The 24,803-nt window shown below is 52.8% G+C and carries 35 protein-coding genes; 34 read left to right on the top strand and 1 reads right to left on the bottom strand.

Annotation, left to right across the window (positions count from 1 at the left end; translation table 11 throughout):
• Positions 1–18 precede the first annotated feature (18 nt).
• From P346_RS19165 to P346_RS19250, 19 genes are all read left to right on the top strand, one after another.
• A complete protein-coding gene (locus P346_RS19165) occupies positions 19–561 on the top strand; it encodes a toxin YdaT family protein (RefSeq protein WP_032657215.1) in 543 nt (180 codons plus the stop codon).
• 185 nt (positions 562–746) lie between these two features.
• Positions 747–1,682 carry a replication protein gene (locus P346_RS19170; protein ID WP_032657212.1) on the top strand — a complete coding sequence of 312 codons (936 nt, stop codon included), beginning with the start codon at positions 747–749 and terminating at the stop codon, positions 1,680–1,682.
• Positions 1,679–2,368 (top strand): replication protein P, encoded by a 690-nt coding sequence (locus P346_RS19175; protein WP_032657210.1) that lies wholly within the window; start codon positions 1,679–1,681, stop codon positions 2,366–2,368. The genes P346_RS19170 and P346_RS19175 overlap by 4 nt, the downstream gene beginning before the upstream one ends.
• Before the next feature lie 116 nt (positions 2,369–2,484).
• Positions 2,485–2,913 (top strand): hypothetical protein, encoded by a 429-nt coding sequence (locus tag P346_RS19180; protein ID WP_032657208.1) that lies wholly within the window; start codon positions 2,485–2,487, stop codon positions 2,911–2,913.
• Entirely contained in the window at positions 2,910–3,377 is a 468-nt protein-coding gene (locus tag P346_RS0121395; protein ID WP_152537839.1) for a hypothetical protein, read from the top strand. Before P346_RS19180 ends, P346_RS0121395 begins: the two co-directional genes overlap by 4 nt.
• Before the next feature lie 328 nt (positions 3,378–3,705).
• Positions 3,706–4,143: a recombination protein NinB gene (locus tag P346_RS19185; RefSeq protein ID WP_013097726.1), complete on the top strand. Its 438-nt coding sequence runs from the start codon at positions 3,706–3,708 to the stop codon at positions 4,141–4,143.
• Positions 4,140–4,310 (top strand): NinE family protein, encoded by a 171-nt coding sequence (locus P346_RS19190; RefSeq protein WP_032657206.1) that lies wholly within the window; start codon positions 4,140–4,142, stop codon positions 4,308–4,310. Before P346_RS19185 ends, P346_RS19190 begins: the two co-directional genes overlap by 4 nt.
• Positions 4,303–4,944: a recombination protein NinG gene (locus P346_RS19195; protein WP_032657205.1), complete on the top strand. Its 642-nt coding sequence runs from the start codon at positions 4,303–4,305 to the stop codon at positions 4,942–4,944. The genes P346_RS19190 and P346_RS19195 overlap by 8 nt, the downstream gene beginning before the upstream one ends.
• Before the next feature lie 278 nt (positions 4,945–5,222).
• A complete protein-coding gene (locus tag P346_RS19200) occupies positions 5,223–5,912 on the top strand; it encodes a bacteriophage antitermination protein Q (RefSeq protein ID WP_032657203.1) in 690 nt (229 codons plus the stop codon).
• A gap of 292 nt (positions 5,913–6,204) precedes the next feature.
• Entirely contained in the window at positions 6,205–6,525 is a 321-nt protein-coding gene (locus P346_RS19205) for a hypothetical protein (protein ID WP_032657201.1), read from the top strand.
• Between the two features lie 55 nt (positions 6,526–6,580).
• Positions 6,581–7,033 (top strand): lysozyme, encoded by a 453-nt coding sequence (locus tag P346_RS19210; protein WP_238555255.1) that lies wholly within the window; start codon positions 6,581–6,583, stop codon positions 7,031–7,033.
• A complete protein-coding gene (locus P346_RS22905; protein ID WP_032657199.1) occupies positions 7,030–7,503 on the top strand; it encodes a lysis protein in 474 nt (157 codons plus the stop codon). Before P346_RS19210 ends, P346_RS22905 begins: the two co-directional genes overlap by 4 nt.
• Positions 7,504–7,566: 63 nt before the next feature.
• A complete protein-coding gene (locus tag P346_RS19220) occupies positions 7,567–7,974 on the top strand; it encodes a DUF2513 domain-containing protein (RefSeq protein ID WP_032657197.1) in 408 nt (135 codons plus the stop codon).
• Positions 7,975–8,060: 86 nt separating this feature from the next.
• On the top strand, positions 8,061–8,279 hold the full coding sequence (locus P346_RS19225; RefSeq protein WP_032657196.1) for a hypothetical protein: 219 nt from the start codon (positions 8,061–8,063) through the stop codon (positions 8,277–8,279).
• A 278-nt stretch (positions 8,280–8,557) separates the two neighbouring features.
• A complete protein-coding gene (locus P346_RS19230) occupies positions 8,558–9,073 on the top strand; it encodes a terminase small subunit (protein WP_032657194.1) in 516 nt (171 codons plus the stop codon).
• On the top strand, positions 9,073–10,545 hold the full coding sequence (locus tag P346_RS19235) for a terminase (RefSeq protein WP_032657192.1): 1,473 nt from the start codon (positions 9,073–9,075) through the stop codon (positions 10,543–10,545). Before P346_RS19230 ends, P346_RS19235 begins: the two co-directional genes overlap by 1 nt.
• A 12-nt stretch (positions 10,546–10,557) precedes the next feature.
• Positions 10,558–12,027 (top strand): DUF1073 domain-containing protein, encoded by a 1,470-nt coding sequence (locus P346_RS19240; RefSeq protein ID WP_032657191.1) that lies wholly within the window; start codon positions 10,558–10,560, stop codon positions 12,025–12,027.
• Positions 11,954–12,967, top strand: a complete 1,014-nt coding sequence (locus tag P346_RS19245) for a phage minor head protein (protein WP_071995944.1) — start codon at positions 11,954–11,956, stop codon at positions 12,965–12,967. Before P346_RS19240 ends, P346_RS19245 begins: the two co-directional genes overlap by 74 nt.
• A gap of 18 nt (positions 12,968–12,985) precedes the next feature.
• Positions 12,986–13,303 (top strand): hypothetical protein, encoded by a 318-nt coding sequence (locus P346_RS19250; protein ID WP_032657187.1) that lies wholly within the window; start codon positions 12,986–12,988, stop codon positions 13,301–13,303.
• 188 nt (positions 13,304–13,491) lie between these two features.
• Here the strand turns inward: P346_RS19250 and P346_RS19255 are convergent, their stop codons facing one another.
• Positions 13,492–13,848 (bottom strand): Rap1a/Tai family immunity protein, encoded by a 357-nt coding sequence (locus P346_RS19255; RefSeq protein ID WP_032648637.1) that lies wholly within the window; start codon positions 13,846–13,848, stop codon positions 13,492–13,494.
• 45 nt (positions 13,849–13,893) lie between these two features.
• On the opposite strand from P346_RS19255, the gene P346_RS19260 reads away from it, so the two are divergent.
• The 15 genes from P346_RS19260 (at position 13,894) to P346_RS19320 (ending at position 24,802) form a co-directional block, all read left to right on the top strand.
• On the top strand, positions 13,894–15,279 hold the full coding sequence (locus P346_RS19260) for a DUF2213 domain-containing protein (protein ID WP_032657185.1): 1,386 nt from the start codon (positions 13,894–13,896) through the stop codon (positions 15,277–15,279).
• A gap of 3 nt (positions 15,280–15,282) precedes the next feature.
• Entirely contained in the window at positions 15,283–15,723 is a 441-nt protein-coding gene (locus tag P346_RS19265) for a hypothetical protein (RefSeq protein WP_032657182.1), read from the top strand.
• A gap of 11 nt (positions 15,724–15,734) precedes the next feature.
• The gene (locus tag P346_RS19270) at positions 15,735–16,811 is read left to right on the top strand and encodes a major capsid protein (RefSeq protein ID WP_032657180.1); all 1,077 of its coding nucleotides are present in this window, start codon (positions 15,735–15,737) and stop codon (positions 16,809–16,811) included.
• A gap of 9 nt (positions 16,812–16,820) precedes the next feature.
• Positions 16,821–17,222, top strand: a complete 402-nt coding sequence (locus P346_RS19275; protein ID WP_032657178.1) for a hypothetical protein — start codon at positions 16,821–16,823, stop codon at positions 17,220–17,222.
• A gap of 2 nt (positions 17,223–17,224) precedes the next feature.
• Positions 17,225–17,602 carry a DUF7370 family protein gene (locus P346_RS19280; RefSeq protein ID WP_032657176.1) on the top strand — a complete coding sequence of 126 codons (378 nt, stop codon included), beginning with the start codon at positions 17,225–17,227 and terminating at the stop codon, positions 17,600–17,602.
• Positions 17,603–17,604: 2 nt separating this feature from the next.
• Positions 17,605–17,778, top strand: coding sequence for a hypothetical protein (locus P346_RS19285; RefSeq protein ID WP_032658299.1), 174 nt, complete (start codon positions 17,605–17,607; stop codon positions 17,776–17,778).
• Positions 17,778–18,128, top strand: coding sequence for a hypothetical protein (locus P346_RS19290; protein WP_032657174.1), 351 nt, complete (start codon positions 17,778–17,780; stop codon positions 18,126–18,128). Before P346_RS19285 ends, P346_RS19290 begins: the two co-directional genes overlap by 1 nt.
• 47 nt (positions 18,129–18,175) lie before the next feature.
• Positions 18,176–18,463, top strand: coding sequence for a hypothetical protein (locus P346_RS19295; protein WP_032657172.1), 288 nt, complete (start codon positions 18,176–18,178; stop codon positions 18,461–18,463).
• Positions 18,464–18,525: 62 nt separating this feature from the next.
• Positions 18,526–18,990: a hypothetical protein gene (locus P346_RS19300; protein ID WP_032657170.1), complete on the top strand. Its 465-nt coding sequence runs from the start codon at positions 18,526–18,528 to the stop codon at positions 18,988–18,990.
• A complete protein-coding gene (locus tag P346_RS19305; protein ID WP_032657168.1) occupies positions 18,987–19,370 on the top strand; it encodes a phage tail termination protein in 384 nt (127 codons plus the stop codon). Before P346_RS19300 ends, P346_RS19305 begins: the two co-directional genes overlap by 4 nt.
• A 64-nt stretch (positions 19,371–19,434) precedes the next feature.
• Positions 19,435–20,178: a phage tail tube protein gene (locus P346_RS19310; RefSeq protein ID WP_013097712.1), complete on the top strand. Its 744-nt coding sequence runs from the start codon at positions 19,435–19,437 to the stop codon at positions 20,176–20,178.
• Positions 20,179–20,235: 57 nt separating this feature from the next.
• Positions 20,236–20,907 (top strand): DUF6246 family protein, encoded by a 672-nt coding sequence (locus P346_RS19315; RefSeq protein ID WP_032657165.1) that lies wholly within the window; start codon positions 20,236–20,238, stop codon positions 20,905–20,907.
• A 116-nt stretch (positions 20,908–21,023) separates the two neighbouring features.
• The gene (locus tag P346_RS23065) at positions 21,024–21,428 is read left to right on the top strand and encodes a hypothetical protein (protein ID WP_152537838.1); all 405 of its coding nucleotides are present in this window, start codon (positions 21,024–21,026) and stop codon (positions 21,426–21,428) included.
• Positions 21,428–21,796, top strand: coding sequence for a hypothetical protein (locus tag P346_RS23060; protein ID WP_147449212.1), 369 nt, complete (start codon positions 21,428–21,430; stop codon positions 21,794–21,796). The genes P346_RS23065 and P346_RS23060 overlap by 1 nt, the downstream gene beginning before the upstream one ends.
• A 63-nt stretch (positions 21,797–21,859) precedes the next feature.
• A complete protein-coding gene (locus P346_RS19320; RefSeq protein ID WP_032657163.1) occupies positions 21,860–24,802 on the top strand; it encodes a tail protein (tape measure) in 2,943 nt (980 codons plus the stop codon).
• Position 24,803: the final 1 nt, after the last annotated feature.

Below are 24,803 nucleotides of genomic sequence, written 5' to 3'. Positions count from 1 at the left end.
ACAACGAAAGGGAAAGCAATGCATTCACTTGCGTATCAACACAATACCGGAATACACCCGGGAGCGATGATAAACCGCGCTCAATCTAAGGCGGCGCCAGACCACGAAAAGATCCGCGATGCGGTCCGGGCATGGTCGTCGGCGCTGGATAATCAGGATGTGGTGTCAGCGCTGATCATCAACGAATACCGGGAGCAGGGCGGTACCGCCATCAGCTTTCCGGACGACATCAGCCGGGCGCGCCAGAAGCTGTTTCGCTTCCTGGATAACCGCTTCGACTCCGAACAGTACCGCGATAACGTCCGCCAGCTGACACCGGCAATCATGGCTGTGTTGCCGGTTGAGTATCGAACTCGCCTGATCGGTGCCGATTGCAAAATGTCTCGCCTGGCTGAAGCCGAGAAAGAACTCGCAGAGGCTAAGCAGGCCGTGCTGCTGGACGCTCCAGAGCATCAGAAGCTGAAAGAGGTAAGCGAGGGTATAGCGTCGCTGTTCCGCCTCATGCCGGAGCAGGTAGGGCCACTGATGACGATGGTCACGTCGATGCTGGGGGTTATGTGAGAACTACAGAAATGGCGAAAGCCGGTCTGCGCGAACAGAACCGACTTTCTGGTGCAACAAACGTCAGTCAATTGCGAGGTCATTATGACAAACGCTAATCCAAAACGCCAGGCGCAGGAGGTTTAACTGTGTCGAACGTCGCTTACGCAAATTTCGCGGCGCACTCAGCCGCAAGGAGCAACAGGATGGAGAACCAGAAGTCTGGTTACGTCCCGTTGTACCGGAGCATCAAGAAGAAGTCCTGGGCTAAGGATGTATTCCTGCGCGCGCTGTGGGAGAACCTGCTCATTGACGCAGCCAGACAGCCATACACGGCATTCTTCAAGGGCAAGCAATGGCCTCTGCAACCCGGTCAACTGGTCGTCACTGCTGCAGATCTTGGCCTTCAGTTGTGTGACCGTCAGGGCAACCCGACAAGCCGCGACGCGGTGGAGAGAATGCTGTCAGTTTTCGTCCGCGAAGGGATGATTTCCATCGAGGGAGAGAAGCGAAAAGGCAGGGTGATCACCATCACAAATTACGTTGAATATGCTCAAAAAATGGACGATTTGCCCGCACATAAAGCCGCACGTACAGGCGCACATGATGAAGCCAGTAACGGCGCGGGTTCAGGTGGGTATGCCGCACATAAGGCCGCACAATTACCCGCACATCATGAACAAGAAGGTAATAACAAGAATATAAATAACTTATCGTCCGAGAATTCTGACGAATCCTCTGACGCACGTCTGAAGAAATTTTTATCAGCTCATCCTGAAGCTGCGGTCTACACACCATCCGGTGCGAAATGGGGATCTGCTGAAGACCTCGAAACCGCTAAGTGGATTTCCTCCAGGGTGAAGCTGATTAACCCAACCTGCAAAGCCCCGGACATGACCTCCTGGTCTAACACCGTTCGCCTGATGCGCCAGATAGACAACCGGTCGCACCAGGACATCTGCGCGCTGTACGACTGGGCCAGCAAGCACCACTTCTGGCAGACCAACATCCTGAGCCCGGAAAGCCTGCGTAAGCAGTGGGACAAGCTGACGATGCAGCGCAGCGCTGGTTGTGAGCAGCGAGGCGGAAAGCCGGATCTGGACTTCAACAACACTGACTGGGCCTATGGGGTGATCCGATGAAATCTCTTGCAGAGCAGATGCGTAACCACGACCGCGAGCAGATGAGCCGTATGGCCCATAACCTGCCAGAGCAGTACCAGGAGCGCGCACCGGTCGAGCAGGTGGCGCAGGTATTCAACAAGCTGTTCAACGAGCTGCGCGCCGCGTTCCCGGCAAGCATGGCAAACTTCCGCACCCAGGACGACCTGAATGAATTCCGCCGTCAGTGGCTGCTGGCGTTCCAGGAGAACGGGATCCACTCAATGGCTCAGGTCGATACCGGTATGCGCATTGCCCGCCGCCAGGAACGCCCATTCCTGCCATCACCGGGCCAGTTCGTCACCTGGTGCAAGCAGAGTGGCGGCGCGTTGGGCATCACCGTTGACCAGGTGATCGCCGAATACTGGGACTGGCGTAACCGTTCGTTCGAGTTCACCTCCAGTGAGCAATTCCCCTGGTCGCAGCCGGTCATGTACCACATCTGCGTTGAACTGCGCCACCGCAGCACAGAGCGCCAGTTAACGCATGGTGAGCTGGCGCGTGAGGCGGGTGACCTGCTGGATATGTGGGAGAGGCGCGTCACCGATGGTAAGCCAGTTCCGCCGGTACGCCGGGCAATTGCAGCACCGGCAGCCGAGCACGGGCCGACGCCGATCCAGTTACTCCTGGCGAAGTACAACCGCAACAAGTCGAACGGGATGGTGTGAGTTTAAGTTACAACTATCTGTAAAGTTATTTTCATCATAATGTTCCAATATATGGTATTGATTAATAAATGAAAATATGCAAAATTAATTGTTTACTGTTCAAAGGGAACTAAAGCATGACACTTAAACTATCTGAATTATCTAATGAAACAATTGCCACCCTTCTCACTGAGAATGATTTTAAGTTTGTTATTCAAAATGATGGTGATATCAAAGTAGAAAATGATGAGCGCTTATATATCAAACTTGACAAAGATAAAGCTTCTTTACGAATTTATGGTTGGGTAACATTCGATGATGGTGTAATGAACAAAGGAGGTCGTGCGAATTCAGTGGTCAATTTCTTGAATTTAGGAAGTAACACTGTAAGATATGCGACTTTGAAAGATAATGATTTATTTTTTGAGTATGGCATTCCTTTGGTTGGTGATGTTAGTGAATCCTTTTTTGTTAATTTATTAAATCATATTGTTACTGTATCTAATAACTTGAAAGGAGTCTACGAGTTAACATCCAATAGATTAGAAAGTATAGGTCTCAAATGAATATTGTATCTATTAAAAAACTATTGGATATATACTCACCAAGTATCACTGGTGGGTTGACCTCACTATCTGTATTTATTTACAGATCTTATAATGGTTCAAAGGACTATGAATATATAATACCATTGATCTGTGGTGGGGTATGTACTATAGCGGCAATAATAATTGTAGAAATTATCAAAAGCAAAAAAATAAAATTGAAAGACGAAGCAGTAGCTTCCCTGCTAAATGATGTTAAAGATAAGCATACCTTCTATTCGGCACAATTGAAAGAACACACTGCGGGGAGTGAATTGTACGAAATATATAAGAATAAAATAATTGAGCTTATTGAAATTGAGGCAAGACAAATAAAAGAAAAATCAACAAGGGTGTTGGACTTAGAAGAAGAGATAAAAACAGCTGATTCATTTATTAGCGATGGTATGGATAAATTAGGGGAAATTAATAATAAGAAATCTTAAAGTTCATTGATTTCTTTTTTTGATAATTTTAGATGTGTTTGAACATTTGATGGGGATTCAGGGTTTATTATATATTTGGAGGGCTTTAAAGGAGTTTTATCTCTCCATAAAGAGAGTATATAATATCGACGCTCTAATCACGTTTTACTGTTTGATTTTTCAAAACCAACCCGCCATAATCATGTCATCGGAGCCTGAACAACTCCGGTGACTTCTGCGCATTTAAGGGGACTTAAATGCGACCACAATCTGAACTCCTCACCTTGTCACAGATGCAGAAATGCACCTGCGATTTTCTGCATTCTGCGCTACCTATCGGAGGTGGCGTATGAGTATCAAATTTTACCTCCGCGACGAGCAGGTTCGCCGCAACCTCATTGACTACATCAACAAACAGCCTGTAAACGCAGATTTCCCGCTCGTGGTGAGTTTTGCCGACCCTAAGCGCACCCTTCCTCAGAATTCACTATTCCACGCGCTTTGCGGCGACCTGGCAAAGCATCGCATTCAGTGGGCTGGCTCTGCGTGGTCACTTCCGTCATGGAAGTCAATTCTGGTTTCCGGTCACTCCATTGCCACTGGCGGGCAGGGGAAGGTTATTGCTGGGCTTGAGGGCGAATTGGTGGCAATTCGCGAAAGCACCTCATCGATGGGGATCAAACGGATGAACAGCCTTATTGAGTACACCCAGGCTTTCGCCGTCAGCCAGAACATCCAACTTCGCGATGTCCGTTATCGTGGCGATTATTTTGGGAGGCTTGCATGAATAATCCTCTCGCACGCGTCATCACCAACGAAATCTTCCGCGTTCCGGCGCGCCGCCAGCGCAAGGCCGTGGTCAAGCCGTCCGAAATCCCGACCATGAAAGACTACACCGCCCGCCTGGTGGATCAGAAATGGCTGCGTCTCGCGGCACGGAGGGCGCATGGCTAAGTTACCGCGCCGCAAGTGCGCCCATAAATCTTGTCGCCAGTGGTTCCACCCGGTCCGCGACGGGCAGGTGGTCTGCTCATTCGAGTGCGCCAGCGCGATCGGCAAAGAACAGACCGCAAAAGCCCGCGAAGCCGCTCAGCAGAAGGAAGCGCAGCGCCAGCGCACCGAAGAGAAGGCAGGCCGCCAGCGCCGTAAGGCGCGATTGGCAGAGCTCAGACCTAACGGTTACTACAAGGCGCAGGCTCAGCAGGCATTCAACGCCTACATCCGAGCGCGTGATGCTGATTTGCCATGCATCAGCTGCGGCGAGACCAACCCGCCTGATCTGCACGGCGGGCAATGGGACTGCGGCCACTTCAAAACGGTCGGCGCCAACCCAGAACTGCGCTTTGAAGAACGCAACGCCCATAAGCAGTGCAAGTCGTGTAATGCCGGAGCCGGAAAGTACACCGCCAAAGAGGCGACGGTCGCGCAGCAATACGAAGCTGGCCTGGTTGCTCGTTACGGGCAGGAATACGTCGACTGGCTCAACGGCCCCCACGAAATGACCAACTACCGCCGTGAAGATTTCATCCGGATCCGTGATGAATACCGCGCCAAGCTCAAAGAACTTAAACAGCAGGAGGCAGCATGACAGACGCTGTATTTCTATCGGCATATCTCATTGCGGTGGCCTGCTTCCTAATTAGGGAATGGGTTAAGCACAAGAGGCTAAGAAAGAAGATCGGCATAAAGATTAGAGCCATTCGATATGCGGAAAAATACCGAATGCTCAAAAGACTAATGAGGGGTTAGGAGTATGAATTTAACCGAATCCCAAAGGTACGAAGCCGAAAGCGTAGCCAGAGCCAATCTGCCGCCAATAGCAAAGCACAGCCAGACCAAAACCAACCAGCCACAGAAGGAAGCCGCATGAACAGTCAGCAACTGGAATACGTACGTCAGCAGCTCATTGTGGCGACCGCAGATCTGAGCGGAGCGACGAAAGGGCAGCTGGTAGCTTTCGCTGAAAACGCACAATTCACCGCGACGGCGCGCAGCCGGGGCCGGAAAAAGGTATTCGACAAGGATAAGCAGCGCATGGTCAACCCTGAAGGCCCGCCGATGAGCGGCAGCCAGTCCCGCGCCAAAGGCTCATCTATCGCGCTGGTGGGGCCGGTTGAGTTCGTGACCGCATCGTGGCGCCGCGCTGTCCTGTCTCTGGAAGGCCATCAGAAAGCATGGCTGCTGTGGAACTACAGCGAGAATATCCGCTTCGAGTACCAGGTGGCGATCACCCAGTGGGCGTGGGAAGAATTCACGGCGCAACTCGGCGTGAAAAAGGTGGCGGGCAAGACGATGGAGCGCCTGAGGAAGCTCATATGGCTGGCGGCGCAGGACGTGAAAGCAGAGTTGGCTGGCCGTGAGACGTACGAATACCAGGCGCTGGCAGAACTGACGGGCGTGGCGAAATCCACCTGGACGGAAACGTATCTGCCTCACTGGCTGGCAATGCGTAACAGCTTTAAGCGGCTTGATAGTGGTTCGCTTATCTCCGTAACGCGATCACGTTCACAACAAAAGGCGACAAATTTAGATGTAAGTCTTGCAAAACCGAACTGAAACGCATATATTTCATGTAAATCTGATATCGTCGCCATAGCTTCGTAGGTCGACAAAGAATTAAGAGCCTCGCCTTCGTGCGGGGCTTTTTTATTTGCGGCACGCCGCACTCAGAACCCACAACCTGGGACCCTTCGGCCAGAGAGCCGACATTGCCTTACCATCATCTTCCCGGCCTGTCGCCGGGTTTTTTATTCAGGCCGCAGACAATCAATTCCAGATGCCACGTAGCTACCGTGTCTGACGGCCTTTTCCCAACTACCACACAGCACCCCGGACCCGGAGGTGTGGAATGCAACGTATGAACCCAACAAATGGACACGATCTGCCGTACTGGTGGTCGGCGGCCTTGGGCCTGTTCTCTTTGCTTAGCCTGCAGGATTACGTGTTTATTATCGGCGCGCTGATATCGGCGTTCTTCACGATAAAAACCTATTACGCAAAACGGAAAGAAGAGCGTGAGCGTATGGCTGAGGAAAGGAAACGAACCCAACTGCTGGAAAACTACTTATCTGATGTAGGTAAAAAACCTCACTCCGATCGTCCGGCTGCCGCCGAGGTGGTTACGGAGGCAATGCGGAGAATTTCCGGTGGCACAGTTGAAACTGAGTAAGAAAAGCGGCACGGCGGGCATTGTCTGCTCCGTCGGAACGATCATCGCCATTGTGATGAACGCGGGACATGTCAGAACAAACGAGCGCGGACTGGAGTTAATCGGTAACGCTGAATCTTGCCGACGTGATCCGTATGTCTGCCCGGCAGGTGTGCTGACTGACGGCATGGGGAACACGCATGGCGTGAATCCCGGCACCGTTAAGTCTGACCAGCAGATCGCAGCTGACTGGGAGCGCAACATCCTTGATGCTGAGTCCTGTGTTAACCGCTACGGGAATGGACGCAAGCTGTCTGACAATACTTTCTCGGCAGCTGTATCGGTAACGTTTCGTGCTGGTTGCGGGAACATGCGCACCTCCACTCTGTTCTCGCTTCTCAGAAGTGGAGACATCACGGCGGCATGCCACCAGTTCCCGCGCTGGGTATGGGGTGGGGGCAAGGTTCTGCCTGGTCTGGTTACTCGTGCCGGGAAAGAAGAAGCGCTCTGCCTGGACGGTGTGAAATGAGCCGGTTAAAAGCAATCATCTGCGCTGTCGTTATCTGCCTGCTGGTTTCCATGGCCTGGGCGATTAATCACTACCGCGATAACGCCATCACCTACAAAGACCAGCGCGATAAGGCTACTGAGCAACTGACCTTGGCGAACGCCACCATCAAAGATATGCAGACCCGTCAGCGCGATGTTGCTGCACTGGATGCCAAATACACCGGAGAACTGGCTGATGCGAAAGAAACCATTGAGCGTCTGCATAGCGATGTCATTGCTGGCCGTAAGCGGCTGCAGCTCAACGCAAAATGTCCCGCTAACGGAGCGACCGGCACCGGCGGCATGGGCGATGCTTCCAGCCCCCGACTTACTGACTCCGCTGAACGGGATTATTTCACCCTTAGAGAGCGAATCGTCACAGTGACGAAGCAGATCGGCTATCTGCAGGACTACATCAAGACTCAATGTACGACATATCCATTATATTGATTTGATCGCCATAAAATCTTTTCAAAGTTTAGTACATTATTATTTTTGGATAAGGAGATAATAATGCGAACAGATCTTGAATACTTAAAAGGAATGCTCTCTGTATTCCTTAACTCAGATAGCACATTCATTACTACTATTCAGCTTAGCGAAGCTGGATATGACATTGAATCTGAGAAGGGGATGTTTCACTACATGCAGTTGATTGAGCAAGGTTTTATAAGCAATAGGAATATGGAAACTCGTGATCCCAGACGTTTGGGGTACATGTATCACTTAGGCGGTATGGCAGCGCTTGACGTAGACATTAGACTAACTACAGACGGTCAAGATTTTGCTACAGCGCTTGACAGCAAAGATGTTTTTGCACGATTGAAAGAGATAAGTAACGAACCGCTTGCTGTCATGAAGGATGTAGGTGTAGAGCTTCTAAAATCCTACGCAAAAAAGAAATTTGGTCTTTCAGATTAACCGCCTTCGGGCGGTTTTTTGTTGCCATCACAATGGGTCGGCTCATCTAATGGCAATATCCCAACAAGTGGATAAAGAGGTTCTCAATGTCCGACATCTACCAAATCACGCTAACCACCCAAACAGGCGAAACCTTCACGGGCAAGATGTCTCGACGTCAGCCTGAGCTGGTGAACGGTTTTGTGCCGCTGGCGACCGAAACGGGCGAGTGGCTGTACTTCGCTCCTGCTGATGTAAAGCGCGTGGAGTTCACGCCAGTACCGGAAGAGCAGACCGATCAGCCAGCAGAGCAAACAACGGAGTAACGAATGAGCAAACAGGGAAAGGAGGCCATCAAACCCGCAGCGAATTCGATGGCGAGCAAGGTTAGTTCAAATCGGCAACGTAATTGGTTGCTTCAAGGTTGGTGATTCTAAATTCTGAAGCCAGAATGCGAGCTAGTTCTTCTTTTGAACTGGAAGTACGGTTTTGATTAGACCAAGAAATTAGGTAAAAACCATTACTTTTCGCAAGCAATATTTTTATTGCATTAATGGTTATGTAGTAACTGTCCAAAAACTTCACCTCAGTGTTGGTAAAAAATATGGCACTCACCGACAAGCAAGAAATGTTCTGTCGCGAGTACCTCATCGATTTAAACGCCACGCAAGCGGCTATTCGGGCGGGGTACAGCGCTAAGACAGCTAACCGCACTGCGTCCGAAAACCTGTCAAAACCTGACATCCAGTCCAGAATTGCCGAACTTAAAGCGCAACGCAATGATCTAGTTGGCATAAATGCGACATACGTCCTGAATCGTCTCGTTGAGATAGACCAGATGGACGTGCTGGACATCCTGACCTCGACCGGAGAGTTGAAGCCGGTGTCTCAGTGGCCGAAGGTCTGGAGGACGACATTATCCGGGCTGGATGTCGTCGAGATGTCAGTCGAGGGAAACACCGCCGCACTGCTCAAGAAGATTAAGTGGCCTGATAAGGTTAAGAACCTCGAACTGATTGGTAAGCACATCGATGTGCAGGCGTTCCGTGAGCAGGTGAAAACTGAACATGTTGTCGATTCAATTTCAGACCTGATGGATTCTTTGTCTCAGGGGGCGTAATGAAACCTGAGCACCTCACGCTGCTGGCCGACAAAGACTGGCGGCTGAACAATCTTTACTGGATCACCGACAAAGAGGGGAAGCCAACGCGCTTCAGGATGACGCCTGAGCAGCGGGAATACTTCGAGGGGATCCACACCCGCAACATCATACTGAAAGCTCGCCAGCTCGGCTTCACAACTGAGGTGTGCATCATCCAGCTCGACGCGGCCCTGTTTGAGTCGGCGAAGTGCGCGCTGATTGCTCATACGCTGAATGACGCAAAGCGCCTGTTCCGCGAAAAGGTGAAGTACGCATACGACAAGTTGCCACCTGAGATAAAGGCGGCCAACCCGGCCAGTAACGACTCTTCCGGCGAGCTCGTCTTCAAGAAGGGCGGTTCACTATACGTCAGCACGTCGTTTCGTGGCGGTACGCTGCGTTACCTGCACGTTTCCGAGTTCGGGAAGATATGCGCCAAGTATCCAGACAAAGCCCGTGAGATCGTCACTGGTGCGTTTGAGGCGGTATCTACCGGATGCTTCGCTACTATCGAGAGCACAGCAGAGGGCCGGGCGGGTTACTTTTTCGATTACTGCCAGACGGCAGAGAAATCGTTGCTTCAGGGTAAGCCACTTTCAGCGCTGGACTGGAAGTTTTTCTTCTTCTCCTGGTGGAAGAACCCACAGTACGCAATCGACCCGGTTGAATCTCTGCCGGTGCGCCTGGTTGAGTACTTCGCCGAAATGGAGGCGAAGCACGGCGTAGTCGTCAACGAACGCCAGAAAGCCTGGTACTACGCCAAAGAGAAAACGCTCGGCGACGACATGAAGCGAGAATACCCGACCATTCCGGCCGAGGCGTTCCAGCAGTCGGTCGAGGGCGCGTACTACGCCAAACAGTTCCGCTGGCTCTACACCAACAAGCGGATCGGCCAAATCCCGGATAACTCGCACCTCCCGGTGCACACTTTCTGGGATATCGGTGTGGGTGACTCCACGGCGATCTGGTTCGTTCGTGAGGTCGGCGAAGAGTTCCACATCATCGACTACTACGAAAACTCCGGCGAGGGGCTGAGGCACTACATGAAGGTGCTGAAAAACCGCGGCTACGAGTACGGCGAGCACTGGGGGCCTCACGATATCGAGAACCGCGAGTTTGCTGCTGATGCGAAGTCACGCAAAGAGCTGGCACGCGAGGGATACGAGATTGACGGTCAGATGTATTCGATGAACTTCCGCGTCGTGCCGAAAGCCGGGATCGACACTGGCATTGAGTCGGTCCGTGAAATCCTCAAGTCCTGCGTGTTTGATGAGGAGAGGTGTGCTGTTGGCATCTCTCACCTCGAAGGCTACCGCAAGGAGTGGGATGACAAGCGCGGCTGCTGGAAAGACAAACCGCTTCATGACTTCACATCGCACGGCGCTGACAGCTTCCGTTATTTCGCTGTAGCGAAGAATAACCGCAAGCAGGTCGGCACAGTATTCTTCTAAGGAGCATCGCCAGTGAGCGAACAAGATAACGGCCTTCAACTGGCTGTGAACAACCTCGCCACTGAAATGAGGCGAGCGAATTACCTGAATTCCATCGGTATCGGTGGCGGCAACACGAAGCGACCGACGCTTTACCAGGAATTTGGCTACCCGCGCACGATAACCTTCAACGACTTCTACAACATGTACCGCCGCAACGCCGCGGGCTTTGCTGTGGTTCATCGCCTGCTGGATGGTTGCTGGCAAGACTATCCGGTCATAGTTGACGGTGATGAAGCACAGGAGGCGGAGAAAACAAACGCCTGGGAAAAGAAAGTCACCAAGTTCATGAAGAAGCTGTGGCCGAAGGTGAAGGATGCCGATCGCCGCAATATGGTCGGGCGATACTCCGCGCTGCTGCTTCAGGTGAAAGACAATAAGTCATGGAACGAGCCAGTAGATACCAAGCTGGTGAAATCCCTGGGCGAGTCAGCGCTGGTAAAACTTATCCCGGTATGGGAGCCGCAGTTAACTGTCGCCGAATGGGATAACGACCGTCAGTCAGAAACGTTCGGCCAGCCGAAGATGTTCAACTTCAACGAGCAGCCGGTTGGTGATGAGCCTTTTGTCGGTCCGATGCGCGGCGAACCGGTACATCCGAGCCGCGTTATCCTTTTCTGCGAAGGATCTGAAGACGATAACGTGCTGTCCGGCATCCCGCTGCTGGAGGCTGGTTTCAACAAGGGCCTCGATATCGAGAAGATTTCCGGCGGTGGCGCCGAGGGCTTCCTGAAGAACGCCAGCCGTCAGATCGCCGTCGAGTTCAGCAAAGAAACCGACATGAACACGCTCGCAGACCAGGCTAAGAAGGCTGGCTATGCCGATCTCGGCGAAGCGATGGGCGACAAGGTCAACAAGCTTAACCGTGGCACCGATGCTGCCGCCGTGATGCAGGCCGGGCAGATGCACGTTCTGAGTGTTACGCCAGGCGACCCGGGGCCGACCTGGGAAGTCACTGCGAACGAACTGGCAGCCTCCGTGCAAATCCCGTTCACCATCCTGTTCGGTCAGCAGACTGGGCGACTGGCGAGCGATGAGGATAAAACGGACTGGGCTATCCGACGCAACACGCGCCGAAATGGCTTCCTGACAGATCGCATTACCGCGCTGCTGGAACGCTTCTGGACTCTTGGGATTATCGACCCACCGACCAAAGGCGAGGTCACCATTTCGTGGAGTGACCTGCTGGCGCCCGGCGAGAAAGAGAAGATCGAGAACGCATCTAAGCTGGCCGATATCGTGCAGAAAACCACTGGCTTCTATGGCGGTGAGCCGCCTGTTACAGCCAATGAGCTGCGCGAAGTTGTTGGGCTTGACCCGCTGCCGGAGCCAAAAGAACCACCAAAACCGGACGATAAGGTGACTACCGATGATCCACTGGCCGATGACACCAGAACAGACGGCAAAGGTAGGCCTGCCGATAGTTCCGCGCAGCAAGGTTGACCCGACCCGATCGGCAAAGCAGGTAACCGCGATGTTCCGGGATATCGAGGAGCGGTATCTCGGCATCAAGCGCGCATTGAAAGCGCTGTTTGACCAGCGCCTGACTGGGCGAGAGCGAGAGGTAAACAGCCATAACTGGCACTTCCTCTGCCACGACCACGGCGAGGATATTCGTGTCTACCAGGTCAACGCTGGCAAGTTCATCTACGACATGTCGGCGCAGGAACTGGCTGATCTCCTCGAAGCGGTGCAGTCGATTCTGGATGATTACCTTCTGGACGGTGGTGAGCAAAAACTCTGGACGATGGATTACGTGGTCGCTGAGGCGCAGCGCGGCACACTGGAGGCATTCAACAACCTCTCGCAGCAGTCGCAGGTGTACGCCAGCCAGACAACGCTACAGCAGCTTTTAAGCAGCCCCGGTTATCTGAACCAGATATCGGCGGCCAGGCTGACAACGTTCAGTGACTGGAAGGTTATCAGCGACACAGCCCGCGGCGATCTGACCAACATCATCACCGATGCGATCGCGCGAGGGGTAAATCCTCGCGAGACGGCCAGCGTAATCAGTAAGCGTCTCGATGTGTCAATGTCGAAGGCGAAGACCATCGCTCAGACTGAGCAGGTCGGCGCGCTGCGGCAGGCTCAGTGGAACGAAACCGACTGGGCCGCTGACCGGCTTGGCCTGAATACAGGCCTGCTGTGGCTATCAGCGCTCAAGCCAACGACGCGCACCTGGCACGCCAGCCGTCATGGCAAGGTCTACACGACCGAAGAGGTGCGGGACTTCTACGCCGAAAACGGCAACCGATTCAACTGCTACTGCAGCCAGATTCCGGTGCTGCTTAACGACGACGGCAGCATTTTCAACGAAGGGCTGGCGGATAAGTTGGCAAAAGAACGTAAACAATGGAAGCAATCTGCCGATAAATCTTCTTAATCACATAGAGGAGGATTTATGGCACTAAATTATCGGTTCTGGCCTGGCGGGTACACAGCATTCATGGCAAATGGCCAAATGATTCAGCCATCTCAGTGCTTTGAAATTAGTGGAGAGCAGAAGGAAATTCACGCATATCTTGAAGACTTATCGACAAGGCGCATCAACGATGTATCCTTCATCTACCATCTTCAATCGGGAAGCAATCAAAACGATATCGTTGGATTTACCGATGCTAATGTAAGTCTATATTTCTGCATTGATGACTTCGAGAGTATGAGTCAATCGGCATTTGAAGCAATTTATTATACCCCCTACAGGGTTAAGCATTTTTAATTAACAAGGTCGCTTAGGCGGCCTTTTTTGTTGCCTGAAATCCACCAATGAGGCCCGTATGACAGTCTATTGGTGCTGTGGATCCGGTCGAACCGTGCGCTACCAGTGCGTAACTGCGCTGGACTATTTCCCATGGTGCTGTAGAGCGCCTATGTTACGAAAAATCTAAACGAAGGCGCTTGTCGGAACTATTTCTTACAAGGGAACGCCTCACTAAGAGCGTCAACTGCTAAATCAGAAGCGTTTTCAGCCCGGCGTTTAGGGTTTTGCTTCAAGTATTGATATACGACATCAGAAATCTGGTTCAGATTAAGTTGATTGCTGGCACAAAAAAGTACACCGCTACCTAGATCGTAAACTCCTGATACGTATCCATAATACATGTTTGCGTCGCTGATATCAGAACCCATTATTCTGTTTTCTCTGACTCTCATCAAGGATTCGCCCCAGGCAAAAAGCTGATTCCCTGTATAAAAATTTGCCTGCGCTTCCTGCGCACCGAACAAACCAATGGCGCCAATTAGCATGGCCTTTTTAATCATCATCTCACCCCTTTTGTTTGAATAAACATAACTTAACGAGGATCCAGCATGAAACGCAACCGCGTTAACGTGCTGACCGTCGTCAACTCCGCTTCAAACATCACCACTGAAACCATCGACGGCAAGCCACATATCGTGGTTCGCGGCATCACGCCTGTCGTGGACGATATCGTGATGAACCGGAAGTTGTACCCGGCAGCAGAAATCGAAAAGGCCTACAACACGCTCGAGCGTAACCCGATGCCGCTGGGCCACCCGAAAGTGGATGGCAGGCATGTGTCGGCGCGCGATGTCCGTGCGGTGAACGAGTATCACGTCGGTGCCTGGCTACAGAACGTCAGCCACAAAGATGGGAAGGTGACGGGCGACATGTACGTTAACCGCCAGTACGCCGAATCCAGCGATAAGGGCAAGCGCCTGATTAACCGCCTGGATGAGATGCTGGCCGGTACCAACTCCGACCCGATCCACATCTCCACCGGCCTGCTGTATTCCGGTATCGCTGCCAATGGTGAGTCGAAGGGCAAAAAGTACAACGAGATCGCCACAAACATGATGTTTGACCATGTGGCGGTACTGCTTGATGAGCCTGGCGCAGGTACGCCGGAGGAAGGCGTGGGGATCTTCGTTAACTCAGAAGGTGATGAGCAACAGATCGAAGTTGCCCGCCTGGCTGATAGTATCGACTGCACCCGCGATGGCCTGCTCAACAAGACCAAATTCTTCTTCACCAATGCCTCCAACTTCTCTTTCGACGATATCTCCCGCGCTATCAGCGACAAGCTGCGCGAGGGTGATGCCGAAGATAAGTGGCTTTGGCCTGAAACGGTGTGGCCGGACAGCTTCATCTACCGCAATGACACCAAATACCTGAAGCAGAAGTACCTCATCGATGACGACGGCAAGGCCGTGTTCGTCGGCGAACCTGTAGAAGTCGTGCGCAAACCCACTGAGTACGAGATTAAAACCAACGGAGAGAACGATCCGATGAAAGAACTGATTATCAATGCGCTGCAAGCCGCTGGTAAGCCGACTGAAGGCAAGTCCGACGCCGAGCTGATGGACGCATACAACCAGATGAAGGCCGAAGAAGCCACCGCCAAGAAAAAAGGCGATGAAGAAATCGACCCGGAAACCGGCAAGCCCAAGAAAAAAGAGCAGGCCACCAATAACGAAGAGATGCCAGAGTGGGCGAAAACACTCGCCGATCGCGTGGACGTCGTTTTCAACAGCCTGAGCGCGAACGCCGACAAAGAGAAAGGCGAAAAGCGCGCGGCTGTGAAGCTGGCGATGAACATGAGCGATGAAGAAGTCGCGGATCTGGATGGTAAGGCGCTCGACGCCATGTACGCCAAGTGCCAGACCTCCTTCGGCCTGAACGGTGCATTCCGCCAGGCAACTAACACCCAATCAGTCAGCGAAATGCCGGAGTAAAAAATGGCTAAAGACGGAAAACACGTAATTCACGCGGGCGGTATCTTCGCAAACCCACAGCTTCACCGTGAAGGTGCTGCAGCCGCTGATACGCCTCCAGGTACGATTGGTTTCTTCGACAACACTACGAAGAAATTCACCGCCTCCGTGGATGGTAATGAAGCCGCGATCCTCTACGTAGCCAATTATGACTACCTGCGTTGCAAAACCGTAGACGACGTCATCAAGGCTGGCGACTGGGTTGTTGCTTTCCACCCAACCCCAGGCGTTTTCTTCAACGTGCCAGCTGCAGCAGGCACTTACACCAAAGGGCAGCCGCTCTCTGTTGCCAACGGACGCGTTAAAGCTGTCGGCACTGATGAATCGGTCCGCTGCTACGTAGAAGAAGAACGCTCATACACCATTGCAACGGCAGGTGACCTCCTGCGCGTGGTCATTAAATAAGGAGCACCTGAATGTTTGTATTCTCCACTAAGCAGGCGACCGAAACCGGGAACCTCGAAGCCAACATGGCTCAGTTCAATGAACTGACGTTCGCTCGTAATTCCAGTGCTCAGGCCGTGGCAGACTTTATTGCTCGTGCCCGTGTTCGCGGTGAAGCGGCAAATGCCCCGGTACTGGACGCAGTAAACGCAGTCGACGATATCCGACGTCTGTACAAGGCCTATGACCAGACCGTGCTGAAGCAATTCGAACCGAATACCGAATTCACGCTGCTGAACGACCTGATGCCGCTGTCTCGCTCTGTTCGTCTGGAAGAGTCTGTGTACGAATACGCTCGCACCGGCGGCCGTGGCTGGGCGCATACTTCCATGTCCGGTCAGATTGGTGCTGCGCTGGATGCGAAGTCTTACACCTTCGATGGTACCATGGTGCCGATCCACGACAGCGGTTTTAAATTTAACTGGCGTGACCCGGTATTCAACAAAGGATCTGCGCTATCATCCCTGGCGGATGCTCAGGCCGGTTCTGTGGATGATGTGCGTCGCCAGTATGTCGATTATATCTGGGAAGGCTTCCGCGATGCAGCCGGTAACTACATCAAATTCGATGACAAGACCTGGAAGGGACTGCGTCACGATGAGCGTGTGGCGCAGGTAACGCTGAGCGTTAACTTCGCAACAAGCACCGACCCAAAAGCCATGCGTGCTGCGGCGATTGCCCTGCGTGACGTCCTTAAGCTGCAAAACATGCAGTACGGGCAGCAGACGTGGTACGTCTCCAGCGAAATCATGTCCAACTGGGAACAGTACTTCGATGTGAACTCTCTCCGCACCGTGCTGGAAGAGATCTCCAAACTGTCAGGCATCGCGGCAATCAAAGAAGATGCTGAGCTGACCGGAAACGAAATCGTAATCGTACCACTGCAGGCTGGCGTGATTGCTCCTATCGTCGGCCAGGCCTTCGGCACCGTCGCTGATCCGCGTCAGTTCTACAACTCAGATTACGTTTGGCGTACCTGGGGTGCTGCTGGCCTGATGGTCAAGCAGGACATAAACGGTCACTACTCTGTTATTCACGCTTCGAGCTAAGGAAACAATATGGCACTCGTAAAGGTATTGGTAGCAAACCTCTTTGCCGGTGCCAGCCTTCAAAAGCTGGAGGCTGGACAGGTTTATGACGTCGATGACTCGATCGCTGAAAAGTGGATCGAGCAGGGTAAGGCGGAAAAATCATCTGACAAGAAGGGTGAGAAGCTCGTCTTTGAAGTGGCGACACCGTCTGCGCCCGTGGCAACCGGTGCATCAGATTTGCAGTCAAAACTCAATGAGGCGTTGGCTCAACTGGAACAGGCCCGGTCTGAAATTGATGCTAAGGATAAAGAGCATGCCGAAGTGATTGAGCAACTGAAGCAGGAGAGTGCAGTTAAGTTGGACGCTGAAACAAAACGTGCTGACGCAGCTGAAGCGGCACTGGCAGAAGCTATCAAGAAGGCGAAATAACCATGGCTGACCCAATCACAGCGGCAGACGTGCAGGCGTTCCTCGGTGAATTGGGTTACTCCATCCCGGGCGCGCTGCTGGATCCGATCCTCTGCGTGGTGAACAAAATTATCCCGTGCCTCGATGGAGCCGGGTATGACGAGTGCACAGCGAAGCTGATCCTGATGTATGCCGCGGCGCTCATGGCTACGTCGTCCGGCGCGCGCCGCATCAAATCGCAGGGTGCGCCGTCTGGCGCGTCTCGTTCGTTCGATTACGGTACCGACAGCATTACCTGGCTGCGCGACTCGCTGGCCCGTCTCGATACCAGCGGCTGCACTGGTGAGTTGCCGATCAGCGCTGGTAACAGCGTCGGCCTGTTCATGGTGGTCGGAGGCTGATGATGACGTACAAATCAGTTAAGCAAGGCCTGCCGCGTTCGTTTACCCGCGTCTGGGTGATGACCGACACCGGGAGGGAGACTACCGGATACGTGAAGTCGGATGGCGGGTGGTTCATCAACTGCCCGCGCATCCGGGCGACTGGCGCGAAGGTGCTGCGCTGGAAGGAGGGCTGATGTCATCGGTAGCAAACTGGAGCTATACCGCTACGGCGACCATCTGGCGCAAGTTGGAAGGCAATAACGAATACGGCGATCCGCTGGGCTATGCCGAACCTGAGCAAATCCTCTGTGATTACGAGGGCGGGCTCAGCAAGAAGTTAGCCAGTCTGGGCGCCGAAATCGTCGTGAAGAACACTGTCTGGACGGAGTTCGCGCTGGCGGCCGCAGGTGATTACCTGATGATTGGCGTGTCAACCGAAGCCGACCCGGTTGTGGCCGGTGCCGATGAGGTGCGGCAGGTTATCCGCTATGGCGATACATTCGATCGCCTGACTGATGATTACGCCATCCTGACTGGAATCTGATAAACCTGTGCAATAATGGCCCAAAAAATTAACTGGAATGATAGGTGATGGGCTTTCAATATTGGCTTGCGGTATGTGGGATTTTCCTGACCGGCCCCTTTGCGTTTGTTCAGTCGATTATCTTTTTGCGACGAGGTGTCTATACAAAGACATTTAAGGGGACGACGCGAAAGGAGTACATCCATAAAGACAGCAAGCCTATTGAATACTGGTTCAGCGTTATTGCTCAAATGATTATTGGCGTTGTAATGATTGGCTTTGGATTCTGGTTATTAGATGACCTGCCTGCCTTTCATAACTGGCACACTGAAATCCGCGCAATGCTCCCTTTTTGATTCAACTTTAAATGACACCAAACCTCGCTCAGGCGGGGTTTTTTTATTGCCTGGAGAAAACCATGGGCATCAAAGTGAAAGGCATCAGCCAGGCGAAGAAACACCTGAACGATATCATCAACGATGTGAGGGGGCGCAAGGTGATTCGCGCGCTGCAGTCGGCGATGATTCTCATCGGTGCGCGGGCGGCCTATTACACCCCAATCGATACCTCCACGTTGATTAACAGCCAGTTCCGCGAAATCGACGCTGGTGGCGTGCTCATCACCGGGCGCGTCGGCTACTCAGCCAACTATGCTGCGTACGTCCATGAGGCATCAGGCAAGCTGAAAGGTCAGCCGCGCGCGCACTTTGGTATAACCAGCAACCGATCTGAGTTCGGTCCGCAGAAACCGAAAGAGTTCGGCGGCGGGACCGGAACAGGCAACTACTGGGATCCGCACGGTGAGCCGCAATTCCTGACCAAAGGCGCAAATGACGAGCGCGATAATGTTGACGCGGTGATGCGCAAGGAGCTTTCGTTATGACACCCATGATGCACGAGCGGGTGCGCAACATGTTCGGCGACGCCGGACTAACGACTGGATTCACGGTGCAGCAGTTGATGTATGACGACCCGGGAGACCTGTCGAAGGCAATCATGGTATTCAGGCCAAACGGCGGGTCAAATATACGCACCGATCTGGGCTCTGAGTATCACGTCCTGGTCGATGTCGTAGGCGCGAAGGACAAGCGTAAAGACGCGCTCAGTGCCGTGCAGCGCATCGTCGATTACGTTCAGGCCAACCCCATGGCTGACGAGTGCGTCGGCTACATACAGAACATGGGCGCAATCCCAGCGCCGGTGCTCACAGAAGAAGGGCGAATAGTCTTCCGACTCCAGTTCGCCTGCACTTACGGCGAATAGCCATCCCAACCAAATAACCCGCTTCGGCGGGTTTTCTTTTTTATACGTCAAAGAGGAGTTTCACATGGCTAATTGCCAGAACTCGAACGAGCGCCTTTTCGGCGGTGCGGTCGTGCTGGAAGTCGCCGATGGTTGCCCGGACGTCAAGCCACTTGAATCTGAGTGGATGGCGCTGGCCGCTGGTACGTCGAAGGGCTTCGACTTCAACCCGAACTCGGTTACCTCTGATGCGGATGACGGCGGCGGCTATGTCGAGACCATCATCACCAACAGTGACTTTACCCTGAGCTTCGAAGGCGAAGTGCGCAAGAAGGACAAGCTGGATCAGTACGGTGTCGGCAAGTTCATCAAGTATTTCGCTGACGAGCTCAAGGCTAAGCGCCAGCCGGGTATCTGGGTGCGCATGGACTACGGCCCGGTTGAATTTATCGGCTACATGAACATCACGGCGCTGAGCTCTGACGGTGGCACCAACGATATCGTCACATTCTCTACCGAGTTCAAAGTCGGTGATGCGAGCACCATCGAAGTTAACGAAATCACTGCGGTTGCGGTGACTGGCGTGACGGTAACCCCGACTACCAGCACTGGCACGGCTGGCGGTACCAGCACCTTCACGGTGAATATCGCACCAACCGGCGCAACCAACAAAGACTTCACTGTAGCGACTACCGATGCGACCAAAGCAACGGCCACCGCCTCAGGCAACACCGTTACCGTGACGCGTGTCGCCACCGGCAGCGCGCAGATCATCATCAACACCGAAGACGGCAACTTTGTAGCCGTGCATACGGTTACTGTTACCTAACGGACATTCCAAAGGGCGGCGGGCTGCCCTTGATAATGACCGTTTACTGGAAGGCCTATGACCGCTTTAACCGATATTGGCGAACTCTCTATCAGCGATAGCTGCGAAGGCGGGAAAGACTACCTGCTGCGGCCTTCATTCGAGGCCATGACCAGGATCGGCACTCCCGAAGAGATTGTGCAGGCGTACTCCACCATCCACGGCAATGATGTCGCTCAGCTGATTGAGGTTTGCGCTGGCACGCTGGGACGTTTTCCTTCCTGGCTATCCCCATCATTCAACCGAGCTGCTGAGAAGCTGTTATCAACGTGCATGCTGGTACTGCAGGCGTGTTGCGATGACGATCTGACGCCGATGATCGGAGAGTGGAAGGGGTGGCGGCATTGCGTCGTCTACCGACCCGGCCAGATGCCTAAGAACGACATCATCGTGCTGGCGCAGCACCTAATGCAGCACGGCGTCGTCGGCAAAGCAAAGGTTCGCCAGCTGCAGCGCCACGAAACAGGCGAGCGAACCACAGAATTTAAGGCCTTCGATTACATCAGCGCTGCACGCAGCCACTTCGGCATGAATCGCGCAGAAGCCTCGCAGCTAACGATGACCGAGTTCCAGATGCTGCTGGCGGCGAAATACCCGGACCAGAAAGGCTTCACTCGCGAAGAGTACGACAGCATCGCCGACGAATACCTTAAGAAACAAGCCGCTCGGAGAAGTGCTGCGGATGTTTGAGATTCAGCATTTAAATGCAGTTCAAGCAGATGATTACTTGACATTTATTGTTTAAATGATTCAATAAGTTAAATATCACAGATCACATGACCTTTAACTTTTAAAGTTGGCATCTAATGAAAATATCTGTAGTTTCTGATGGGAAAATACTAGTTGAATCTGGTGTGTTTAATAGTATCGTAGCCGCGAATAATGAAAGTCAGATTCGATTCAATTACGATGGCTTATATATTAAGTTTCTGATAAATACCTATATTGATCCGCCGGCAAATATACCTCCCTATCCACTTCCTAATTTCCAAGGGACGGTTGAAAATGGTGAGGTTGTACTCCGTCAGCCAGTAAGATGTAATGATAGCAGCGGAGTGACTAATGGATATGCTGGTATGCTTGTACCTCTTGAAGTAGGTGTCAAGCATGACGGTAAAAAGATATACATGTCTTGGTCTATAAATATTATTAGAGCTATAGGCGGAGCATTGGTGGCTACTACGCATTATTCATTTTATGAGGATGTGTAATGGACAATAAAATCACACCCTCAGTTGGTTCACATGCTTCTCCTGAACACAAAGAAGTAAGACCATCTGTTAACAATGCTAGCTCTGGTGGAGAATTTTTACCCGGTACAATCGCTCAACAGATTGGAACGGGTGAGCATGCAAGAGACTCATTCATATGGATGACTTTAAAGTATTGTTTTTATCTTGGTGCCCTTTTTAGTGTGTGTATAATACTGGCGTATTTCCACTTCGTATTTGACATGAGCGATCCAGCTAAAATTGATATAGTCGCAGCATTGAAGGATATTTGGTCTATTTTTACCCCTATCCTTACCTTAGCCTTAGGTTATGCGTTTGGTAAACGAGAAAATATTAATCGAACATAGTAACTTAAATATATAATTAAATAATACCCGCTTCGGCGGGTTTTTTTACGTCCGGAGAATGACATGGCAGGTGAGAAGAACGCCGGTAGCATCGTTTATGAAATCAGCGCCGACGTTGAGCCGCTGCTGCAGGGCGGGAAACAGGCCATTGATGCTCTGGATAAACTGGATGCTGCAGCCCAGCAGTCCGGCAAGGGAATGGATAACCTTGATCAGAGCGCATCCCAGACCGGGTCCGCATTTACTGAACTGGCTGGTTATGCCAACTCCATGGACAACCAGCTGCGCAAGCTGAACACCAACGTGAGCGGAATTGCCCGCGCAATGGAAGAGGCCCGCAGCGGTACCGGCGGCGCGAGTAGTGAATTCAGTCGAGCAGAATCCATCATCGAGGCGCTGGGTAACCAGCTGGCGGTACTGGACGAAGCGCAGGAAAATGGCGCGCGTAGTGCCGCAGTTCTGGCTGCGCAGTTGCGTGCCGGGTCGAAAGCGACAGACGAAGAAAAGCAGAAGATCGGCGAATTGACCGGGCGGCTGTTCGACATGAAAGGCGCTGCTGACACATCGATGGGCAGCAACAAGGGCTGGAAGTCCAGCATGCAGCAGGCCGGTTATCAGGTTCAGGACTTCATCGTACAGGTGCAGGGTGGGCAGTCTGCGCTGGTGGCTTTCGCTCAGCAGGGCTCGCAGCTTGCCGGGGCGTTCGGTCCTGGCGGGGCTGTGGTTGGTGCTGTGATTGCGCTGAGTTCTGTTATCGCAGGCGTGCTGATTACTTCACTGAATGGCGGTAAGAACGCCATGGATGCGCTGAAAGACGCAGCTGAAGCGATGGATAAGGTCATTACCGTCTCTCAGAATGGTGTGGCCGCCTTGTCAGATAAGTATGCCAACCTGGCAAGAACTAACGCAGAGGCAGCAACCATCCTGAGAAATCAGGCAATGATTGAATACAACGCTGCCATTGCGAAGATCCCTAAATCAATCAACGATGCGTCAAACTCTATTGTTGGCTTCACCGATAAGCTGAAAACGTCATTCGTAGGCGGTATTGCGTCGATTGACGAATTCAATAAAAACCTTTCGACCGTCGGCGTCAATGTAGACACCTATTCGAAAGCTATGGAGCAGGCAAGGAATGCAGGGGCGAAATTCACCGTCAATGCAAACGCCATTCAGAACACAGTAACAACGCTCGCAGATAAATTTGGCGTATCTGAGCAGCGCGCATTCGAGTTGAGCAAGCAACTCTCCGAGGTTGCGAACAACCCAACGCCTGAAGCGCTCCAGAGACTGGTCCTTGAACTCCAGAGCACCGAAAGCTCGACTAAATCCGGTGCCGATGCAATCAGGACTTTCCTTGGGCCACTAACCGAACTCGTACGCGTTGCTGGTGAAGCACAGATCAATCTTTCTGGAATGAAAAAAGAGGTCGACAACCTGACCTCCGGCCAGAAAAACCTGATCAAGCAGTCTGAGCGAAACCTTGCTCTGTCGAAACTACAGGGCGAGGCCCGCGCGCGGCTGCAGGCGCAATACGCCGCCGAAGATGCCGGGTTTGCGAAGGATGATCCGCACGCCAAGCAGATGGAAGATGATGCTGCCGCTACGTACAAAAATACGCAGGCGCAGAAGACGCTTCAGTCAGAGCAGAAGAAGGGGGCTTCACAGGCCGATTCTATTGCCCAGAAACTGGCGAACTTCAAGCAACAATCAGAGCTGGCGGAAGACTCAACGAACAAGCTGAGTCGCGAGCAGGCCATCCTGACTGCGCAGCAGTCGCTCGGGAAAGGCGCCACCAAAGAGCAAATAGCTCTGGCCGGTCAGTATGCGGCAAAAAAATGGGACACTGCCAACGCCATTAAGGCCGAAGCTGCAGCGCAGAAGCTTCTCCCAGAAGCGGCTGAGAACTCCAGTTACAAACAGGATGTTGAGGATCTGAATACGGCGCTGGCTGCGAAGAAAATCAGCCAAGAGCAGTATAACCAGACCTCAGAAAGACTGGTGGCAACGCACCAGGCCAACCTTGCGAAAATTCAGGCTCAACAGGCTGTAACACTACAGCAGGAGGCCGTCGGAGGGATTGACCCTGTTCAGCAACTGGCTAACGAGAACGCCAAGAAGCTCGCGCTTATTCAGTCATACGAGCAGCAGGGGCTGATTACTCACCAGAACGCCATGGCATTGCGTGCTGCAACTGACACGCAGTATGAGCAGGCGCGCATCGCTGCCCAGTGGGAGATTTTCCGCAACCAGAGTATGGGTAATGAGTTGCTGGCGGCGAGTTTTGACTCTCTCGCAGGCAATGCATCCAATGCCTTTACCGGGATCTTAACTGGAAGCATGTCGGCGCAGGAGGCTATGCAATCTCTCGCCAGCAACGCCCTGAATAGCCTGATTAACGGATTCGTTCAGATGGGCGTCGACTGGGTTAAATCTGCCGTCATGGGTGCCGCGGCGCAAACCTCTGCGATTGCTACCACCACTGCGGCGCAAACTGCTGGTTTAGCGACAACCACTGCTGCAAGCACCGCTGCGGCTACTACTACAATGGCAGTCTGGACCCCTGCGGCGGCCGTTGCCTCAATCGGTTCATTCGGTGGCGCGGCGGCTATCGGTATTGCTGCCCTTATCGCGGCTATGGCGATGGCCGGCGGCATTGCCGGGAAGCGAAAAAACGGCGGTCCGGTATCTGCAGGTCGTACGTATCAGGTGGGTGAGGGCGGCATGCCTGAAATCTACCAAGCGTCGAACGGCAGCCAGTACATGATCCCCGGCGACAACGGCAAGGTCATCAGCAACAAGCAGATGAATTCCGGTGCCGGCGGTAGTTCTGTGCCTGTCACTATCAACATTCAGAACTATACCGGCGCAACTGTCGATGCGCAGGCGACCCAGAACGGCAATGGAGTGACGATCGATATGATTGTTGCCGACATCAGCCAGGGTGGGCGCATCGGCCAGGCTATCCAGCAAAATCACCAGGCACCACGCAAAGCAAGGGGATAAC

Origin of the sequence: Enterobacter sp. DC1 (assembly GCF_000568075.1) — a bacterium.
GTDB lineage: Bacteria > Pseudomonadota > Gammaproteobacteria > Enterobacterales > Enterobacteriaceae > Enterobacter > Enterobacter asburiae.
This window is presented reverse-complemented; position numbering and strand designations above follow the sequence as displayed.

Bases quoted from the DNA above. Each gene is read 5' to 3' on its own strand.
- P346_RS19165 (WP_032657215.1), top strand. From the start codon at position 19: ATGCATTCACTTGCGTATCAACACAATACCGGAATACACCCGGGAGCG.
- P346_RS19170 (WP_032657212.1), top strand. From the start codon at position 747: ATGGAGAACCAGAAGTCTGGTTACGTCCCGTTGTACCGGAGCATCAAG.
- P346_RS19175 (WP_032657210.1), top strand. From the start codon at position 1,679: ATGAAATCTCTTGCAGAGCAGATGCGTAACCACGACCGCGAGCAGATG.
- P346_RS19180 (WP_032657208.1), top strand. From the start codon at position 2,485: ATGACACTTAAACTATCTGAATTATCTAATGAAACAATTGCCACCCTT.
- P346_RS0121395 (WP_152537839.1), top strand. From the start codon at position 2,910: ATGAATATTGTATCTATTAAAAAACTATTGGATATATACTCACCAAGT.
- P346_RS19185 (WP_013097726.1), top strand. From the start codon at position 3,706: ATGAGTATCAAATTTTACCTCCGCGACGAGCAGGTTCGCCGCAACCTC.
- P346_RS19190 (WP_032657206.1), top strand. From the start codon at position 4,140: ATGAATAATCCTCTCGCACGCGTCATCACCAACGAAATCTTCCGCGTT.
- P346_RS19195 (WP_032657205.1), top strand. From the start codon at position 4,303: ATGGCTAAGTTACCGCGCCGCAAGTGCGCCCATAAATCTTGTCGCCAG.
- P346_RS19200 (WP_032657203.1), top strand. From the start codon at position 5,223: ATGAACAGTCAGCAACTGGAATACGTACGTCAGCAGCTCATTGTGGCG.
- P346_RS19205 (WP_032657201.1), top strand. From the start codon at position 6,205: ATGCAACGTATGAACCCAACAAATGGACACGATCTGCCGTACTGGTGG.
- P346_RS19210 (WP_238555255.1), top strand. From the start codon at position 6,581: ATGAACGCGGGACATGTCAGAACAAACGAGCGCGGACTGGAGTTAATC.
- P346_RS22905 (WP_032657199.1), top strand. From the start codon at position 7,030: ATGAGCCGGTTAAAAGCAATCATCTGCGCTGTCGTTATCTGCCTGCTG.
- P346_RS19220 (WP_032657197.1), top strand. From the start codon at position 7,567: ATGCGAACAGATCTTGAATACTTAAAAGGAATGCTCTCTGTATTCCTT.
- P346_RS19225 (WP_032657196.1), top strand. From the start codon at position 8,061: ATGTCCGACATCTACCAAATCACGCTAACCACCCAAACAGGCGAAACC.
- P346_RS19230 (WP_032657194.1), top strand. From the start codon at position 8,558: ATGGCACTCACCGACAAGCAAGAAATGTTCTGTCGCGAGTACCTCATC.
- P346_RS19235 (WP_032657192.1), top strand. From the start codon at position 9,073: ATGAAACCTGAGCACCTCACGCTGCTGGCCGACAAAGACTGGCGGCTG.
- P346_RS19245 (WP_071995944.1), top strand. From the start codon at position 11,954: ATGATCCACTGGCCGATGACACCAGAACAGACGGCAAAGGTAGGCCTG.
- P346_RS19250 (WP_032657187.1), top strand. From the start codon at position 12,986: ATGGCACTAAATTATCGGTTCTGGCCTGGCGGGTACACAGCATTCATG.
- P346_RS19255 (WP_032648637.1), bottom strand. From the start codon at position 13,848: ATGATGATTAAAAAGGCCATGCTAATTGGCGCCATTGGTTTGTTCGGT.
- P346_RS19260 (WP_032657185.1), top strand. From the start codon at position 13,894: ATGAAACGCAACCGCGTTAACGTGCTGACCGTCGTCAACTCCGCTTCA.
- P346_RS19265 (WP_032657182.1), top strand. From the start codon at position 15,283: ATGGCTAAAGACGGAAAACACGTAATTCACGCGGGCGGTATCTTCGCA.
- P346_RS19270 (WP_032657180.1), top strand. From the start codon at position 15,735: ATGTTTGTATTCTCCACTAAGCAGGCGACCGAAACCGGGAACCTCGAA.
- P346_RS19275 (WP_032657178.1), top strand. From the start codon at position 16,821: ATGGCACTCGTAAAGGTATTGGTAGCAAACCTCTTTGCCGGTGCCAGC.
- P346_RS19280 (WP_032657176.1), top strand. From the start codon at position 17,225: ATGGCTGACCCAATCACAGCGGCAGACGTGCAGGCGTTCCTCGGTGAA.
- P346_RS19285 (WP_032658299.1), top strand. From the start codon at position 17,605: ATGACGTACAAATCAGTTAAGCAAGGCCTGCCGCGTTCGTTTACCCGC.
- P346_RS19290 (WP_032657174.1), top strand. From the start codon at position 17,778: ATGTCATCGGTAGCAAACTGGAGCTATACCGCTACGGCGACCATCTGG.
- P346_RS19295 (WP_032657172.1), top strand. From the start codon at position 18,176: ATGGGCTTTCAATATTGGCTTGCGGTATGTGGGATTTTCCTGACCGGC.
- P346_RS19300 (WP_032657170.1), top strand. From the start codon at position 18,526: ATGGGCATCAAAGTGAAAGGCATCAGCCAGGCGAAGAAACACCTGAAC.
- P346_RS19305 (WP_032657168.1), top strand. From the start codon at position 18,987: ATGACACCCATGATGCACGAGCGGGTGCGCAACATGTTCGGCGACGCC.
- P346_RS19310 (WP_013097712.1), top strand. From the start codon at position 19,435: ATGGCTAATTGCCAGAACTCGAACGAGCGCCTTTTCGGCGGTGCGGTC.
- P346_RS19315 (WP_032657165.1), top strand. From the start codon at position 20,236: ATGACCGCTTTAACCGATATTGGCGAACTCTCTATCAGCGATAGCTGC.
- P346_RS23065 (WP_152537838.1), top strand. From the start codon at position 21,024: ATGAAAATATCTGTAGTTTCTGATGGGAAAATACTAGTTGAATCTGGT.
- P346_RS23060 (WP_147449212.1), top strand. From the start codon at position 21,428: ATGGACAATAAAATCACACCCTCAGTTGGTTCACATGCTTCTCCTGAA.
- P346_RS19320 (WP_032657163.1), top strand. From the start codon at position 21,860: ATGGCAGGTGAGAAGAACGCCGGTAGCATCGTTTATGAAATCAGCGCC.